The sequence below is a fragment of the Halomonas sp. 11-S5 genome (genome assembly GCF_029889825.1).
Classification (GTDB): domain Bacteria; phylum Pseudomonadota; class Gammaproteobacteria; order Pseudomonadales; family Halomonadaceae; genus Halomonas.
The window spans coordinates 1-14,930 of the sequence record NZ_JARANW010000039.1 but is presented as its reverse complement, the minus strand read 5'-3'; the positions used below and the strand labels follow the sequence as shown (position 1 = coordinate 14,930).

12 protein-coding genes are annotated in these 14,930 nt (G+C 66.1%); 4 read left to right on the top strand and 8 right to left on the bottom strand.

Annotation, left to right across the window (positions count from 1 at the left end; genetic code table 11):
• Positions 1-197: 197 nt before the first annotated feature.
• Both pssA and ilvC read right to left on the bottom strand, forming a co-directional pair.
• Complete coding sequence (pssA, locus tag OP497_RS16915) at positions 198-1,034, bottom strand: CDP-diacylglycerol--serine O-phosphatidyltransferase (protein ID WP_280550577.1); 837 nt, start codon at positions 1,032-1,034, stop codon at positions 198-200.
• 131 nt (positions 1,035-1,165) lie between these two features.
• Positions 1,166-2,182 (bottom strand): ketol-acid reductoisomerase, encoded by a 1,017-nt coding sequence (gene ilvC / locus OP497_RS16910; RefSeq protein WP_280550574.1) that lies wholly within the window; start codon positions 2,180-2,182, stop codon positions 1,166-1,168.
• 190 nt (positions 2,183-2,372) lie between these two features.
• Between ilvC and ilvY the strand changes: the two genes are divergently transcribed.
• Positions 2,373-3,260 carry an HTH-type transcriptional activator IlvY gene (ilvY, locus tag OP497_RS16905; protein WP_280550579.1) on the top strand — a complete coding sequence of 296 codons (888 nt, stop codon included), beginning with the start codon at positions 2,373-2,375 and terminating at the stop codon, positions 3,258-3,260.
• Positions 3,261-3,322: 62 nt separating this feature from the next.
• On the opposite strand, the gene ilvN is transcribed toward ilvY, so the two are convergent.
• The 5 genes from ilvN to rluD all read right to left on the bottom strand — a co-directional run bounded on the left by ilvN (position 3,323) and on the right by rluD (position 10,694).
• Positions 3,323-3,814, bottom strand: coding sequence for an acetolactate synthase small subunit (gene ilvN, locus OP497_RS16900; RefSeq protein WP_280550572.1), 492 nt, complete (start codon positions 3,812-3,814; stop codon positions 3,323-3,325).
• Complete coding sequence (locus OP497_RS16895; RefSeq protein WP_280550569.1) at positions 3,814-5,538, bottom strand: acetolactate synthase 3 large subunit; 1,725 nt, start codon at positions 5,536-5,538, stop codon at positions 3,814-3,816. Before OP497_RS16895 ends, ilvN begins: the two co-directional genes overlap by 1 nt.
• Before the next feature lie 582 nt (positions 5,539-6,120).
• Positions 6,121-8,703, bottom strand: coding sequence for an ATP-dependent chaperone ClpB (gene clpB / locus OP497_RS16890; RefSeq protein ID WP_280550568.1), 2,583 nt, complete (start codon positions 8,701-8,703; stop codon positions 6,121-6,123).
• A 265-nt stretch (positions 8,704-8,968) separates the two neighbouring features.
• Positions 8,969-9,724, bottom strand: coding sequence for a peptidoglycan editing factor PgeF (gene pgeF / locus OP497_RS16885; protein WP_280550565.1), 756 nt, complete (start codon positions 9,722-9,724; stop codon positions 8,969-8,971).
• 10 nt (positions 9,725-9,734) lie between these two features.
• Positions 9,735-10,694, bottom strand: coding sequence for a 23S rRNA pseudouridine(1911/1915/1917) synthase RluD (gene rluD, locus OP497_RS16880; RefSeq protein ID WP_280550563.1), 960 nt, complete (start codon positions 10,692-10,694; stop codon positions 9,735-9,737).
• Between the two features lie 125 nt (positions 10,695-10,819).
• Here rluD and OP497_RS16875 point away from each other — a divergent pair, with 125 nt between their 5' ends.
• Positions 10,820-11,635, top strand: coding sequence for an outer membrane protein assembly factor BamD (locus OP497_RS16875; protein WP_280550561.1), 816 nt, complete (start codon positions 10,820-10,822; stop codon positions 11,633-11,635).
• A gap of 206 nt (positions 11,636-11,841) precedes the next feature.
• Here OP497_RS16875 and OP497_RS16870 read toward each other — a convergent pair whose 3' ends face one another.
• Complete coding sequence (locus tag OP497_RS16870) at positions 11,842-13,473, bottom strand: NAD+ synthase (RefSeq protein ID WP_280550559.1); 1,632 nt, start codon at positions 13,471-13,473, stop codon at positions 11,842-11,844.
• 101 nt (positions 13,474-13,574) lie between these two features.
• Here OP497_RS16870 and OP497_RS16865 point away from each other — a divergent pair, with 101 nt between their 5' ends.
• Both OP497_RS16865 and OP497_RS16860 read left to right on the top strand, forming a co-directional pair.
• Complete coding sequence (locus OP497_RS16865; RefSeq protein ID WP_280550557.1) at positions 13,575-13,880, top strand: PP0621 family protein; 306 nt, start codon at positions 13,575-13,577, stop codon at positions 13,878-13,880.
• Positions 13,881-14,021: 141 nt separating this feature from the next.
• Complete coding sequence (locus OP497_RS16860; protein ID WP_280550555.1) at positions 14,022-14,555, top strand: GspH/FimT family pseudopilin; 534 nt, start codon at positions 14,022-14,024, stop codon at positions 14,553-14,555.
• The last annotated feature ends 375 nt before the right edge of the window (positions 14,556-14,930 follow it).

The following is a 14,930-nucleotide window of genomic DNA, read 5'->3' as shown; positions in this document are numbered from 1 at the left end:
CAAGCACTTCTGCCACTCATCACCGCCTGCAACGTTGCCCGTTGCCGGCAGCGAGTGCGTACTCTACGGATTCCCACGGGACCGCGCAAGACCCTCGGGAAGAAATATGTCGCGCCGACCGCCTGTGGATGACTTGGCGCGCCGGCAGAGACGAAAACGCCCGCGCGAAGCGGGCGTCGTGGGGAGGGCGACCCGGTTCAGTCCGTGGACGGTGAATGCTTGAGCTTGCGCACCACCGCCATCACCGGCCCGGAGACCACGTAGGCACCGAACAGCAGCAGCAACATCACCGAGGGCTCGATGGAGATGACCACGAAGCCCAGCACGATAGCCAGCAGGAAGACGAAGGGCACCGGCCCCTTGAGGTCCACGTCCTTGAAGCTGTAGTAGCGGATGTTGCTGACCATCAGCACCCCCGCGGCGCCCACCACGAAGAGCATCAGCAGCTTGAAGCCGAAGGCATCGGCATCGAAGCTGTGGAAGGTCCAGACACTAGCCGCGACCAGGGCCGCCGCCGAGGGGCTGGGCAGGCCGATGAACCACTTCTTGTCGACGCTGCCGATCTGCACGTTGAAGCGCGCCAGGCGCAGCGCGGCGCAGGCCACGTAGAGAAAGGCCACCACCCAGCCGGTCTTGCCGATGTCCTGCAGGATCCAGATGAAGGCCACCAGGCCCGGCGCCACGCCGAAGGAGAGCATGTCGGAGAGGCTGTCGTACTCCGCGCCGAAGTCACTCTGGGTGTTGGTCAGGCGAGCCACCCGACCGTCCAGGCCATCCAGCACCATGGCGATGAAGATGGCGATGGAGGCCGTGGTGAAGTCACCGTTGATGGCGGCCACCATGGCGAAGAAGCCGGAGAAGAGGGCCGAGGTAGTGAAGAGGTTGGGCAGTAGGTAGACGCCCTTGCGCCGCACCTTCCTGCCGCCCTCCTCGGCCTCCTCGATCACCTCCGATTCGCGCATGAAGGTGCTCGCCAGGTCCTCGTCTCTCGGCTGGTCCGGCTCTTGCTCGCTGTGGTGCGAATCCCGATTCATCTGTCTCTTCCATCGGCTTGGGTGTCACCCCATTCTACACACAGAGCGCCCGACGACTCACGATGGCGAGACCAGACGCAGCGAGGGCGCGGAAACCCGCGCCCTCGCTCAAGCCGTAACGGATCGGGAGATCAGTTCTTCGACTTGTCGACCAGCTGGTTGGCGGCGATCCACGGCATCATGCCGCGCAGCTTCTCGCCGACCTGCTCGATCGGATGCTCGGCGTTCAGACGGCGACGCGCGGTCATCGAGGGATAGTTGCTGTTGCCCTCGTTGATGAACATCTTGGCGTACTCGCCGGTCTGGATGCGCTTGAGCGCATTGCGCATGGCGGCGCGGGACTGCTCGTTGATCACCTCGGTGCCGGTCACGTACTCGCCATACTCCGCGTTGTTGGAGATGGAGTAGTTCATGTTGGCGATGCCGCCCTCGTACATCAGGTCGACGATCAGCTTGAGCTCGTGCAGGCACTCGAAGTAGGCCATCTCCGGGGCGTAGCCCGCCTCGGTGAGGGTCTCGAAGCCGGCCTTGACCAGCTCGACCGCGCCACCGCACAGCACGGCCTGCTCACCGAACAGGTCGGTCTCGGTCTCGTCCTGGAAGGTGGTCTCGATGATGCCGCTGCGACCGCCGCCAATGGCCGCCGCGTAGGAGAGCGACAACTCCTTGGCGTTGCCGGTGGCGTCCTGGTGGATGGCGATCAGGTCCGGGATGCCGCCGCCGCGCACGAACTCGGAGCGCACGGTGTGGCCCGGGGCCTTGGGCGCGATCATCACCACGTCCAGATCCTTGCGCGGCTCGATCTGGTTGTAGTGGATGTTGAAGCCATGGGCGAAGGCCAGGGTGGCGCCCTGCGCCAGGTTCGGCGCGATCTGGTTCTCGTAGATGGCCTTCTGGTTCTCGTCCGGTGCCAGCATCATCACCACGTCCGCGTTCTTGCTGGCGTCCTCGACGGAGGCGACCTTGAGGCCGGCGGCTTCGGCCTTGGCCGCGGAGGAGGAGCCTTCGCGCAGGGCGACGGTGACGTCGACGCCGGACTCCTTGAGGTTGTTGGCGTGGGCATGGCCCTGAGAACCGTAGCCCACGATGGCCACCTTCTTGCCCTGGATAAGGGAGAGGTCGCAGTCCTTGTCGTAGTAGACGCGCATAGGGGGTCTCCTGAAAATAATAGCGTGGAATCGAGGTCAGCGTTGATGGCCACCCGCGCCGTCTGTCGCGGCGCCGGATTGTGATATAGAGAATTCGTTGCAGCCAATGGAGTCAGCTTACGCCAGCTCTCGTGTTGCGTAAAACGCGATATTTGCAATGTCACATCCCGAAATATGCAATACTGCCGACATGGACATGCGCCCCCTCAAGCACTTCCTCGCCCTGGCCGAGACCCTGCACTTCGGCCGCGCCAGCGAGGCCTGCCACGTCAGTCCCTCGACGCTCTCGCGCACCATCCGCCAGCTCGAGGAGAGCCTGGGCGTGCGCCTCTTCGAGCGTGACAACCGCCATGTGGTGCTGACCCGTCAGGGCCGCACCTTCCAGGGCTATGCCCGGGACACCCTGGAGGAGTGGCAACGGCTGCGCCAATCGCTGATGAGCGAGGCGCGCACCCTCACCGGCGAAATCAGCATCTACTGCTCGGTGACTGCCAGCTACAGCTTCCTCTACGAGCTGCTCAGCGAGTTCCGCACCCGCCATCCGGGCATCGAGCTCAAGCTGCACACCGGAGACCCGGCCCAGTCCCTGCCCCGGGTACTGGCCGGCAACGAGGACATGGCCATCACCCCGCGGCCGCGCCAGGCCCCCGATGCCCTGGCCTTCAAGTCGCTGACGCGCTCGCCGCTGGTGTTCATCGCGCCCCACGAAGCCCATGACTGGATTCCCCCCACGCCCGAGTCGCCCTCCGCCGAACAGTGGCGAGACGTGCCAATGATCCTCTCCGAGGCCGGCCTGTCGCGCCAATACAGCGACACCTGGTTTCGCGCGCTGGGCGTGGCGCCTCGGATCTATGCCCAGGTGGCCGGCCACGAGGCCATCGTCAGCATGGTGGGTCTGGGGTTCGGCGTCGGCGTGGTGCCGCGCATCGTGCTCGATACCAGCCCCCTGGCGGAGCGGGTCAGGGTCCTGCCGGTCAAGCCGGAGCTGCCCCACTACGACGTCGGGCTCTGCGTGCTCGAGCGCCGTCTGAAGAGTCCGCTGATCGCCGCCCTCTGGGACGAGGTGGTGGAGCGCTGAGCCCCAATCACGAAGGCCGCCTCGAAGGGCGGCCTTTGCATTCTGGCAGATGCGTGTCTCATTTATAGAGACAGCACTTTATCGCCGCGAGCAATCCCCGACACCCCGGTGCGCGCCACCTCGAGGATGCCCACCGGCGCCATGGCCTGCAGGAAGGCATCCAGCTTGCCGGCGTCGCCGGTGATCTGCACCGTGTAGAGGCTCGGTGTCACGTCGACGATCTGCGCGCGGAAGATGTCCACGGTGCGCTTGACCTCGTCGCGGGCCGAGCCCAGCGCCTTGACCTTGATCAGCATCAGCTCGCGCTCGATGTGGTTGCCCTCGGTCAGGTCCACCAGCTTGACCACGTCGATCAGCTTGTTGAGGTGCTTGGTGATCTGCTCGATCACCCGGTCGTCGCCCACGGTGGTCACGGTCAACCGCGACAGGCTCGGGTCCTCGGTGGGTGCCACGTTCAGCGTTTCGATGTTGAAGTTGCGCTGGGAGAACAGCCCCACCACGCGTGACAGGGCGCCCGGTTCGTTTTCCATCAGAATCGAGATGATATGGCGCATCAGGTCCGCTCCGTCTTGGAAAGCAGCATGTCACGCATGGAGCCCAGGGGCACCTGCATCGGATAGACGTGCTCGTGCGGGTCGACGAGAACGTCGAGGAACACCAGCTCGTGCGTGTCGGCAAAAGCACGTTCCAGTGCCGGCTCGAGATCCGCCAGTGTCTCCACCCGCAGCGCGGTGAAGCCATATGCGCCGATCAACTGCTGGAAGTCGGGCAGCGATTCCATGTAGGAGTGCGCATGGCGGGACTTGTAGTTGAGGTCCTGCCACTGGCGCACCATGCCCAACGAGGCGTTGTTGAGGTTGACGATCTTCACCCCGCCACCGAACTGCTTACAGGTCGACAGCTCCTGCATCATCATCTGGAAGCTGCCCTCGCCGGTGACGCAGATCACCTGCTCCTCCGGGAAGTTGTGCTTGATGCCCATGGCCGCCGGGAAGCCGAAGCCCATGGTGCCCAGCCCCCCGGAGGTGATGAAGCGCTTGGGCTTGTCGAACTTGTAGTACTGGGCCGCGAACATCTGGTGCTGGCCGACGTCGGTGGTCACGTAGGCCTCGCCGCGGGTCACCCGGCACAGCGCCTCGATGACCTCCTGGGGCTTGATCGGCTCGCCGGGCCGGGAGGGCTCATAGAGCTTGTCGCGGCGCTCCTCGCGCCAGCCGTCGATCTGCTTCCACCAGTCGGCCAGGGCCTCGGGGTTGGCGATCTCCTTGCCCTGCACCAGGCTGATCATCTCGTTGATCACGCTGCCGGCCGGGCCGACGATGGGCACATCCGCGCGTACGGTCTTTGAGATAGAACTGGGGTCGATGTCCACATGGACGATCTTGGCGGTGGGGCAGAACTTCGAGGTGTTGTTGGTGACGCGGTCGTCGAAGCGCGCGCCGATGGCGATGATCAGGTCGGCATGGTGCATGGCCATGTTCGACTCATAGGAGCCGTGCATGCCCAGCCAGCCCAGGCACTGGCGGTCGCTCTGCGGGTAGGAACCGATGCCCATCAGGGTGGTGGTGATGGGATAGCCCAGCCGCTGGACCAGGTCGGTCAGCCCTTCGCTGGCGTTGCCGGTGACCACGCCGCCGCCAGTGTAGAAGACCGGGCGCCGGGCCTTGAGCATCAGCTCCACGGCCTTCTTGATCTGGCCGGTATGCCCGCGGGTGACCGGGTTGTACGAGCGCATCTTGACCTTCTTCGGGTAGACGTACTCGTAGCGCTCGGTGGGTGCGGTCATGTCCTTGGGAATGTCCACCACCACCGGCCCGGGCCGGCCGGTCGCTGCCAGGTAGTAGGCCTTCTTGAGGACCTCGGGAATCTCGGTCGGGTGCCTGATCGAGAAGCTGTGCTTCACGATCGGCCGGGTCACGCCGACGATGTCGGTCTCCTGGAAGGCATCGTCGCCGATCAGGTGGCTCATCACCTGGCCGCACAGCACCACCATGGGGATCGAGTCCATGTAGGCGGTGGCGATGCCGGTGACGGCGTTGGTCGCCCCGGGGCCGGAGGTCACCAGCACCGTGCCCGGCTTGCCGGAGGCCCGGGCGTAGCCGTCGGCGGCGTGGGTGGCCGCCTGTTCGTGGCGCACCAGGATGTGCTTGACCTTGTCCTGGCGGAACAGCGCGTCGTAGATGTGCAGCGCCGCCCCCCCGGGATACCCATAGATGTATTCGACGCCCTCGTCCTGGAGGAAGCGGGCAATCATGTCTGCGCCGGAAAGCAGTTCCACAGATGTATCTCCCCTGGAGGTCTCGAGTGCGATCCGCGCCCACCGCGTGGACACGAAGTCGAGTGCGGCGGTATGCCGCTGCCGGCCATGCCGGCACCTGATGCCAAACCCTGGCAAAAAGCCCTGTTGGGGCCTGCACTCTTTCGGGAACGCTGATGCATTGCGACATGAATCAGCGATTCCCTTCACGGCGGTTCACCGCGTCGGGGGCGTTGGCCGACCCGGGCGGTTGGCCCGGATTCGGAAGTCCTTCGGCGGGTAGAGGCGCTCGGCCCACCCTTCGCGCGGGAATGGGGGATTGCCCGCTGGAGTCCGCGCCCGTATCAGGAAGGGTCAAGATTCCATTAGCACTGTGGAAGTGTCAACCGCGGAAACGGCGTGGGTAGCCCATGATCGGCCATCCGGCAAGCCGAATATGGCACAACGGGCCCCATAAAAGAGCCCGTCCACTCGCGGGGAGGGACAGGCAAGGGGGTTACAGGACGCAACCTGAAGAAAAGTATAGACCGTTGCCGGCCGGTCGCCCGGGCGGCAAGGTAACGCTTTGTGGCGCAGTGTGACGCTGCTTTACGGCGTGCGGCCTCAGCTCTGGAACACCAGCCGGTCGCCTTCCGCCTCCACATGGATGACCTCGCCCGGCGAGAACTTCCCGGCCAGCAGGTCCTGGGCCAGCGGGTTCTCGATGCGGCTCTGGATCGCCCGCTTGAGCGGCCGGGCGCCGAACACCGGGTCGAAGCCCGCCTCGGCCAGCAGCACCAGCGCCGCCTCGCTGACTTCGAGAGAAAGCTCGTGCTCGGCGAGCCGCGCGCGCAGGCGGTCGAGCTGGATCTCGGCGATGGCCTGGATCTGCGCCTGGCCGAGGGCGTGGAAGACCACCACCTCGTCGATGCGGTTGATCAGCTCGGGGCGGAAGTGGTCGCCGACCACCGCCATCACCATCTCCTTCATCTGCGCATAGTCCGAGTCGTCGCCGCCCATGCGCTGGATGATGTCCGAGCCCATGTTGGAGGTCATCACGATCACCGTGTTGCGGAAGTCCACGGTGCGGCCCTGGCCGTCGGTCAAGCGACCATCCTCCAGCACCTGCAGCAGGATGTTGAAGACATCGGCATGGGCCTTCTCCACCTCGTCGAGCAGCAGCACCGAGTAGGGCTTGCGACGCACCGCCTCGGTCAGGTAGCCGCCCTCCTCGTAGCCGACATAGCCGGGAGGCGCGCCGATCAGCCGCGCCACGGAGTGCTTCTCCATGAACTCCGACATGTCGATGCGCACCATCGCCTCCTCGGTATCGAAGAGGAAGTTCGCCAGCGACTTGCAGAGCTCCGTCTTGCCCACCCCGGTGGGGCCGAGGAACAGGAAGGAACCGTTGGGCCGGTTGGGATCCGAGAGGCCTGCGCGGGAGCGGCGCACGGCGTTGGCCACCGCAGTGACCGCCTCGTCCTGGCCGATCACCCGCTCGTGCAGCGCCTCCTCCATGCGCAGCAGCTTGTCGCGCTCGCCCTCGAGCATCTTGGCGACCGGGATGCCCGTCCAGCGCGAGACCACCTCGGCGATCTCTTCTTCGGTGACGTTGGAGCGCAGCAGCTGGTGCCTGGCGGTGTCGGCCTCGCCCTCGGTGCTCTCGGCGATCTTCTGCTCGAGTTCGGGAATTATTCCATATTTGAGTTCCGACATGCGGCCATAGTCATTTTGGCGGCGCGCCTGCTCCAGGTCGATGCGCGCCTTGTCGAGCTCGTCTCTGAACTGGGCCGCGCCCTGGATGCTGGCCTTCTCGGCCTTCCAGATCTCGTCGAGGTCGGCGTACTCGCGCGAAAGCTCCTCGATCTGCTCCTCCAGGCTCTCGAGACGCTTCTTCGAGGCCTCGTCGGTCTCCTTCTTGAGATGCTCGCGCTCCATCTTCAGCTGGATCAGCCGGCGGTCGAGGCGATCCATCTCCTCGGGCTTGGAGTCGAGCTCCATGCGAATGCGCGAGGAGGCCTCGTCGATCAGGTCGATGGCCTTGTCGGGCAGCTGGCGATCGGTGATGTAGCGGGTCGAGAGCTTGGCCGCGGCGATGATCGCGCCGTCGGTGATGTCGACGCCATGGTGCACCTCGTAGCGCTCCTTGAGGCCGCGCAGGATCGCCACGGTGTCCTCCTCGGAGGGCTCGTCCACCAGCACCTTCTGGAAGCGGCGCTCCAGGGCGGCATCCTTCTCGATGTACTTGCGGTACTCGTCCAGGGTGGTGGCGCCCACGCAGTGCAGCTCGCCGCGGGCCAGGGCGGGCTTGAGCATGTTGCCGGCATCCATGGAGCCCTCGGCCTTGCCGGCGCCAACCATGGTGTGCAGCTCATCGATGAACAGGATCACCCGCCCCTCTTCCTGGGACAGCTCCTTGAGCACCGACTTGAGGCGTTCCTCGAACTCGCCGCGGAACTTGGCCCCGGCCAGCAGCGCGCCCATGTCCAGCGACAGCACGCGCTTGTCCTTGAGCCCTTCCGGCACCTCGCCGTCGACGATGCGCTGGGCCAGGCCCTCGACGATGGCGGTCTTGCCCACGCCGGGCTCGCCGATCAGTACCGGGTTGTTCTTGGTGCGCCGCTGCAGCACCTGGATGGTACGGCGAATCTCGTCGTCGCGGCCGATCACCGGGTCGATCTTGCCGCTGGCGGCGCGCTCGTTGAGGTCCAGGGTGTATTTCTCCAGCGCCTCGCGCTGGTCCTCGGCGTTGGGGTCATCGACCTTCTCGCCGCCGCGCACGCTGTCCACGGCACTTTCCAGCAACTGGCGGGTCACACCCGCCTGCTTGAGCAGCTTGCTGACGGCGTGGCCCATCTCCAGTGCCGCAAGCAGCACCAGCTCGCTGGCGATGTATTGATCGCCGCGCTTCTGGGCCTCGCGATCAGTGAGGTTGAACAGCTTGATCAGGTCGCGGGAGGGCTGCACCTCGCCGTCGAAGTTGGCGACCCTGGGCAGGTCGTCGAGGTGGCCCACCAGGCCGTCACGCAGCCGGGCGGCATCGCCGCCGGCCTTCTGGATCAGCGCCTTGACGCCGGTATCGGTGGCCTCCAGCAGCGCCAGCAGCAGGTGGCCGGGCTCCAGCTGGTTATGGCCGCGCCCCACGGCCAGGGACTGGGCATCGGCCACGGCGTTCTGCAGCCTGGCGGTGAACTTGTCGAATCGCATTCGCTTTCCTCCATCGGGGTGACGGCGCGGTCGGACGCACCGTTTGGCCCTGTCAATGTGTCTTGACAGACTCAATGGAGTCAGCGTGGCCGGCTTTCAAGTCGGCGGCCAGGGAAAGGGGGTGAGGAGTTGACGCTGATCAAGCGGCCAAGCGGCCAAGCGGCCAAGCGGCCAAGCGGCCAAGCGGCCAAGCAGGATAGCTCGAAAGCGCAGGAAGCAAGCCAGGGGTTCCTTGGCGCTTGCAGCTCGGCGCTCGGCGCTGTTTTCAGCGCAACCAGATCACGCTGGCCATGCGGCCGGTGAGGCCGTCGTCGCGGCGGTAGGAGTAGAAGCGGGACTCGCAGGCGGTGCAGAAGTGGCCGCCGCTGATATGGGCGACGCCCAGGCGCTCGAGGCGCAGGCGCGCCAGCTTGTAGAGGTCGCCCATGTAGTGGCCGAGCCGGTAGGGGCTGGGATCGAAGGCCGCCTCGGCCTCCGGGTGCACGCCGACGAAGGCCTGCTGCACCTCGGGGCCGACCTCGAACTGGGCGTTGGAGATCGCCGGGCCCAGCCAGGCCATCAGCTCCTCCGGCGGCAGGCCCATCGCCCCCACGGTGGCCTCGATCACGCCGCCGGCCAGCCCGCGCCAGCCGGCATGGGCCACCGCCACCCGCTCGCCGCGGCGGTCGCAGAGGAACACCGGCAGGCAGTCGGCGGTGAGCACCACGCAGGCGTAGTCACGATTCGTGGCCACGGCGGCGTCCGCCTGGGGCCGGGCGCCGGAGTAGGCCTGCTGGACCCGGGCCCCGTGCACCTGGTCGAGCCACAGCAGCGAGCGGCCGTCGCCGACCTCCTTCTCCAGCTGACGGCGGCACAGCGCCACGTGGTCCGGATTGTCGCCCAGGTGCTCGGCGGGATTGAAGGCGGCGAAGGGACCCTGGCTGGGGCCGGTCTCGCGGGTGGTGACGAAGGCGCCCACGCTCTCCGGCGCCGGCCAGTCGGGCAGGATCGGTGTCGGGCGCAGGTCGAAGGTATCGCTCATCACGGGGTCCTTAGCGCATGGTCTCGCGGTCTTCGCGCAGGTAGTCGAGCAGCATCAGCAGGTCATCCGGCAGCGGCGCGCGGAAGGCCATTCGCTCGCCGCTGGCCGGGTGCACGAAGGCCAGCTTGCGGGCATGCAGCGCCTGGCGCGAGAACTCGCGCAGGATCTCCTTGAGGGTCTCGCCGGCGCCGGCCGGCAGCTTCAGGCGCCCGCCGTAGACCGGGTCACCGATCAGCGGATAGCGCGCATGGGCCATGTGCACGCGGATCTGGTGGGTGCGGCCCGTCTCGAGCTTGCAGCGCACATGGGTATGGGCGCGGAAGCGCTCCACCACCCGGTAGTGGGTCACCGCCGGCTTGCCCGAGGCGTTCACCGCCTGGCGCTTGCGGTCGCGCGGGTGGCGGCCGATGGGGGCGTCCACGGTGCCGCCGGCGGTCATCACCCCGACCACCACGGCATCGTACTCCCGCGAGACGCTGCGCGCCTGGAGCTGCTCGACCAGGGCGGTCTGGGCGGCCAGGGTCCTGGCCACCACCATCAGCCCGCTGGTGTCCTTGTCCAGGCGGTGCACGATGCCCGCCCGGGGGATAGCCGCCAGCGCCGGGTCGTGGTGCAGCAGGGCATTGAGCAGAGTGCCGTCGGGGTTGCCGGCGGCGGGATGCACCACCAGGCCCGGCGGCTTGTCGATCACCAGCACCTCGCCGTCCTCGTACACCACCGTCAGGGGGATGTCCTCGGGCTCGAAGCGGGTGTCGTCCTCGATCTCGGCGGCCAGCGCCAGGGCCTCGCCGCCGTAGACCTTGTCCTTGGGTTTGGCCAGTCGGCCGTCCAGGGTCAGGGCCCCGCTCTTGATCCAGGCCTTGAGCCGCTCCCGGGAAAGGTCGGCGAAGAGTTCGGCGGCGGCCTGGTCGAGGCGCAGGCCGGCCATGCGTTCGGGAACGCGATGCTGTGCTTCGAAGGTCTGGGACATGGGTCGGGACAGGGCTCTTTGCGCACCGGGAGCGATGACTGCGTTTCGCTGCAAGGTGCTTTATAGTGGGCGGATTGAGGCCGATTCTACCACGGCCGTCCAGGTTGTTAGACACGAGGATCACGATGCGCGTTATCACCTCCCCCGCCCGTCTGGCGTCCCTGCTGCTGGCCGGCGTCCTGCTGGCCGGCTGCGCCAGCAACGGTTCCCAGGATGACGAACTCGAGGGCGTCGCCGAGCGCCAGCTCTACGAGGAGGGTCGCGAGGCCCTGGAGGATGGCCGCTACACCACCGCCATCAACCGGCTCGAGGCCATCGATACCCGTTACCCCTTCGGCGAGCATGCCCAGCAGGCGCAGCTGGAGCTGATCTACGCCTACTACGAGACCGACGACTGGGAAGGCGCCCGCGCCGCCGCCAGCCGCTTCATCCGCCTGCATCCGGACCACCCCCAGGCGGACTACGCCTACTACATGCGTGGCCTGGCCGCCTGGCAGGCGGGGCGCTTCAGCCTCGAGCGGCTGCGCCTGATCGACATCGCCAAGCGCGACCTGGGCGCCACCCGCGATGCCTACGGCGACTTCCGCGAGCTAATCCAGCGCTACCCGGACAGCCAGTACGCCCCGGACGCCCAGCAGCGCATCGTCTACCTGCGCAACGTGCTGGCCCGCCACGAGCTGCACGTGGCCGACTTCTACCTGCGCAAGGGGGCCTACCTGGCCGCCGTGGAGCGCGGCCGTTGGGTGATCGAGCACTACCCGCAGTCCGCGGCCACCCATGACGCCCTGGCGGTGATGGTGGAGGGCTACCTGGGCCTGGAGATGCGCGACCGCGCCCGCGAGACCCTGCAGGTGCTGATCGACAACGCCCCGAACCACGAGCGCCTGCGCGGCCGCACCTTCCGCCCGGAGCACGTCAAGGCCGACGCTCTCTCGGCCTGACGCCGCCGAGCGCCGAGCGCCGAGCGCCGAGCGCCGAGCGCCGAGCGCCGAGCGCCGAGCGCCGAGCAGCATGATGCCGGTTGCGGATCAGGCGTCCATAAGAAACCCCGCCGATTGTAGAGTCGGCGGGGTTTCTATTTACGATCTCAACACCGGCTGCCCGTCACCAAGCAGCTTGGCTGCTCGGCGCTTTTAGCTCGGTGCTGTCACTCCCCCGGCTGCCAGCCGTTGACGATCGGGTAGCGGCGGTCGCGGCCGAAGCCGCGGCGGGTGACGCGCACCCCCACCGGCGCCTGGCGGCGCTTGTACTCGCAGCGATCCACCAGCTTGACGACCTTGTAGACGTCCTCGTGCTCGAAGCCGGCGGCGATGATCGCCTCGGCGCTCATGTCGCCCTCGATGTAGCGCACCAGGATGGCGTCGAGCACGTCGTAGCCCGGCAGAGTGTCGCTGTCCTGCTGGTCCGGGGCGAGCTCGGCGGAGGGCGGCCGTTCGATGACCCGCTCGGGGATCGACGGCGACTGGGTGTTGCGCCAGCGCGCCAGGCGGTAGACCCAGGTCTTGTAGACGTCCTTGATGGCGTTGTAGCCGCCCACCATGTCGCCGTAGAGGGTGGCGTAGCCCACCGCCATCTCGCTCTTGTTGCCGGTGGTCAGCACCATCAGGCCCTTCTTGTTGGAGATCGCCATCAGCAGCACGCCGCGGCAGCGCGACTGCAGGTTCTCCTCGGTGGTGTCCCGCTCGGTGCCGGCGAAGCTCTCGGCCAGGGTCGCCATGAAGGCCTCGACCATCGGCTCGATGGGCAGCACCTCGTAGCCGACCCCGAGCAGCTCGGCCTGCTCGGCGGCGTCCTGCTTCGAGATGTCCGCCGTGTAGTGGTAGGGCATCATCACCGCATGGACGCGCTGCGGGCCCAGGGCATCCACGGCGATGGCCAGCGACAGCGCCGAGTCGATGCCGCCGGAGAGCCCCAGCACCACGCCCTGGAAGCCGCTCTTGTTGACGTAGTCGCGCAGGCCGGTGACCAGCGCGCAGTAGAGGTTCTCCTCCGGCTCGACCTCGGGCTCGGTCTCGCCCGGCTGGGGCACCCAGTGGTGGGCGTCGCGCACGAACTGCACCGGCATCAGGCCCACCGCCCAGTGGGGCGCCTGCACCCTCAGCTCGCCCTTGGCATCGACGCAGGCCGAGCCGCCATCGAAGACCAGCTCGTCCTGGCCGCCGATCTGGTTGACGTAGACGATGGGCAGCTCCACCTCGCGGGCCCGCGCCTCGAGCAGCGCCAGGCGCTCGGCGGGCTTGTCCTGGTGGAAGGGCGAGGCATTCAGGGTGACCAGTATCTGGGCGCCGGCATCACGGGCCTGGCGGACCGGTTTCTCGCTCCAGATGTCCTCGCAGATCAGGATGCCGAGCCTGGCGCCCTTGTGCTCCACCACCAGCGGCTGGTTGCCGGTGGCGAAGTAGCGCTGCTCGTCGAACACCTCGTAGTTGGGCAGCGCCTGCTTGGCGTACTCGTCGAGCCACTCGCCGTTGTAGAGCACCCCGGCCAGGTTCCAGTTCTGCCCTTCGCGGCGCCCCGGGTAGCCGACGATGACCATGACGTCGCGGGCCATCTTCTCGGCCATGTGGGCCCGGGCATGACGCAGGCGGGTCTCCATGGAGGGGCGCAGCAGCAGGTCCTCCGGCGGGTAGCCGCTCAGGAAGAGTTCGGGCAGCACCACGATATCGGCACCATGCTCGATGCGTGCCTCGCGCACGGTCTCGATGGCGAGGTCGGCGTTGCCGGGAATGTCGCCGACCAGCGGGTCGAGCTGAGCCATCACCAGGGTCAGGTCTTGCATGGGCTTGGAAATCTCTCGAGAATCGATGGATATCCGCCATTGTCCCGCAAGGGCGGCCGAGTGGCAAAGCCGGCCACCCCTACCTGGGAGTCCCGAAAGGAATGAACCTGTTGCTGATTCGCCTGATCATCTTCGCCGTGATATTCATCGCCGGCCTGAAGCTCTACGGCATGTACCGCGAATGGAAACTCGACCGCGAAGGCCCGCCACAGGAAGGCGACGACCAGGGCAATCGCATGGTGCGCTGCAGCTGGTGCCAGGTGCACCTGCCCGAGGACGACGCCCTGCGTGAGCGAGGCGACTGGTTCTGCTCCGGCGATCACCGCGACAAGTACCTGGCAGAAAGGAAAGAAGAGCAGAAGGAAGAGAAGCAGCAAGAAGGGAACAACGACAAGGGCGGGGACTAGCCCTCTCGACTGAGGATGACCTCGCCAACCTCCCGCAATGATAGCGCACAGCCGCTGTCGGCGATCGCCTACGGCGCGGCATTACCTCCCGGCTAGCCTGAAGAAAGGACCCATCGAACAGGCCACCGCCGGGAGGGCACCATGCGCCCTGCTGTCAACTTCCCTCTTTCTTCTTCTCGCCAGCACGGCTTTACGCTGATCGAGCTGATCGTCGCCATTGCCGTGCTCGCCATCATGGTCACCTGGGCCATCCCGAGTTTTCAGCGCTTCACCGCCCGCAACGAGGTCGCCGCCGAGGTGATGCGCATCAAGACGGCGCTGGCACTGGCGAGGAATACGGCGGTGACGAGGCGGACGACGATTTCCGTCTGTTCGAGCCCCGGGCCCGACTACGACACCTGCACCTTCGATGACTGGTCGCATCCCTGGGTGGTCGTGGAGGGAGAAGCATCGGGCGGTGACCTGACTGATGATATTGTGTTGAGGTTGCTGGATGGCCCAACCAAGGACGTCAGTTTCAATCGGGATGATCGCCCTGTGCGCTTCTCCCCCTTGGGTCGAGCCAGCGGTTATAACGGAACCTTCAGCATATGCAATGCACATGGCGAAACCGCTGCAGTCATTATCAGCAACATGGGAAGAGTCAGGACTGAAGCCGACAGCACGAGTTGTTAAAAAACGCCAGCCAAGTAATGCTTGGCAGGAGCCCATATATCTTACTCCCGCTAAGAAACTAACCAAGCCTCGCCCGCTATTAGGTTCGCTTCGTCACTGGGGCTCTCAAGCTCTACCCAGCCCTCCAGACGCCCGGAAACAGGAACAATGATCTTATCCGGAAAGAATGAGGGTCTGTCCCTGAGGGATCCCCACGAAATAGATAAGAAAATCAGGATGATATGATTGAAAAGACCTGCATGGGTCGGCATGTTGTTAATTGCGAAACAAACAATATGCCTAAGGAGGACCCATGCAGGCCCCTCGATTCTTGCATACTCTGCTGACCTCATCACTCCCCTCGATCCATGCCAAACGCCTGCAGGCACTGCTCGA

What these genes read in the sequence shown, in the direction of transcription:
- pssA (WP_280550577.1), bottom strand. Translation starts at nt 1,034, where the DNA reads ATGAATCGGGATTCGCACCACAGCGAGCAAGAGCCGGACCAGCCGAGA.
- ilvC (WP_280550574.1), bottom strand. Translation starts at nt 2,182, where the DNA reads ATGCGCGTCTACTACGACAAGGACTGCGACCTCTCCCTTATCCAGGGC.
- ilvY (WP_280550579.1), top strand. Translation starts at nt 2,373, where the DNA reads ATGGACATGCGCCCCCTCAAGCACTTCCTCGCCCTGGCCGAGACCCTG.
- ilvN (WP_280550572.1), bottom strand. Translation starts at nt 3,814, where the DNA reads ATGCGCCATATCATCTCGATTCTGATGGAAAACGAACCGGGCGCCCTG.
- clpB (WP_280550568.1), bottom strand. Translation starts at nt 8,703, where the DNA reads ATGCGATTCGACAAGTTCACCGCCAGGCTGCAGAACGCCGTGGCCGAT.
- pgeF (WP_280550565.1), bottom strand. Translation starts at nt 9,724, where the DNA reads ATGAGCGATACCTTCGACCTGCGCCCGACACCGATCCTGCCCGACTGG.
- rluD (WP_280550563.1), bottom strand. Translation starts at nt 10,694, where the DNA reads ATGTCCCAGACCTTCGAAGCACAGCATCGCGTTCCCGAACGCATGGCC.
- OP497_RS16875 (WP_280550561.1), top strand. Translation starts at nt 10,820, where the DNA reads ATGCGCGTTATCACCTCCCCCGCCCGTCTGGCGTCCCTGCTGCTGGCC.
- OP497_RS16870 (WP_280550559.1), bottom strand. Translation starts at nt 13,473, where the DNA reads ATGCAAGACCTGACCCTGGTGATGGCTCAGCTCGACCCGCTGGTCGGC.
- OP497_RS16865 (WP_280550557.1), top strand. Translation starts at nt 13,575, where the DNA reads ATGAACCTGTTGCTGATTCGCCTGATCATCTTCGCCGTGATATTCATC.
- OP497_RS16860 (WP_280550555.1), top strand. Translation starts at nt 14,022, where the DNA reads ATGCGCCCTGCTGTCAACTTCCCTCTTTCTTCTTCTCGCCAGCACGGC.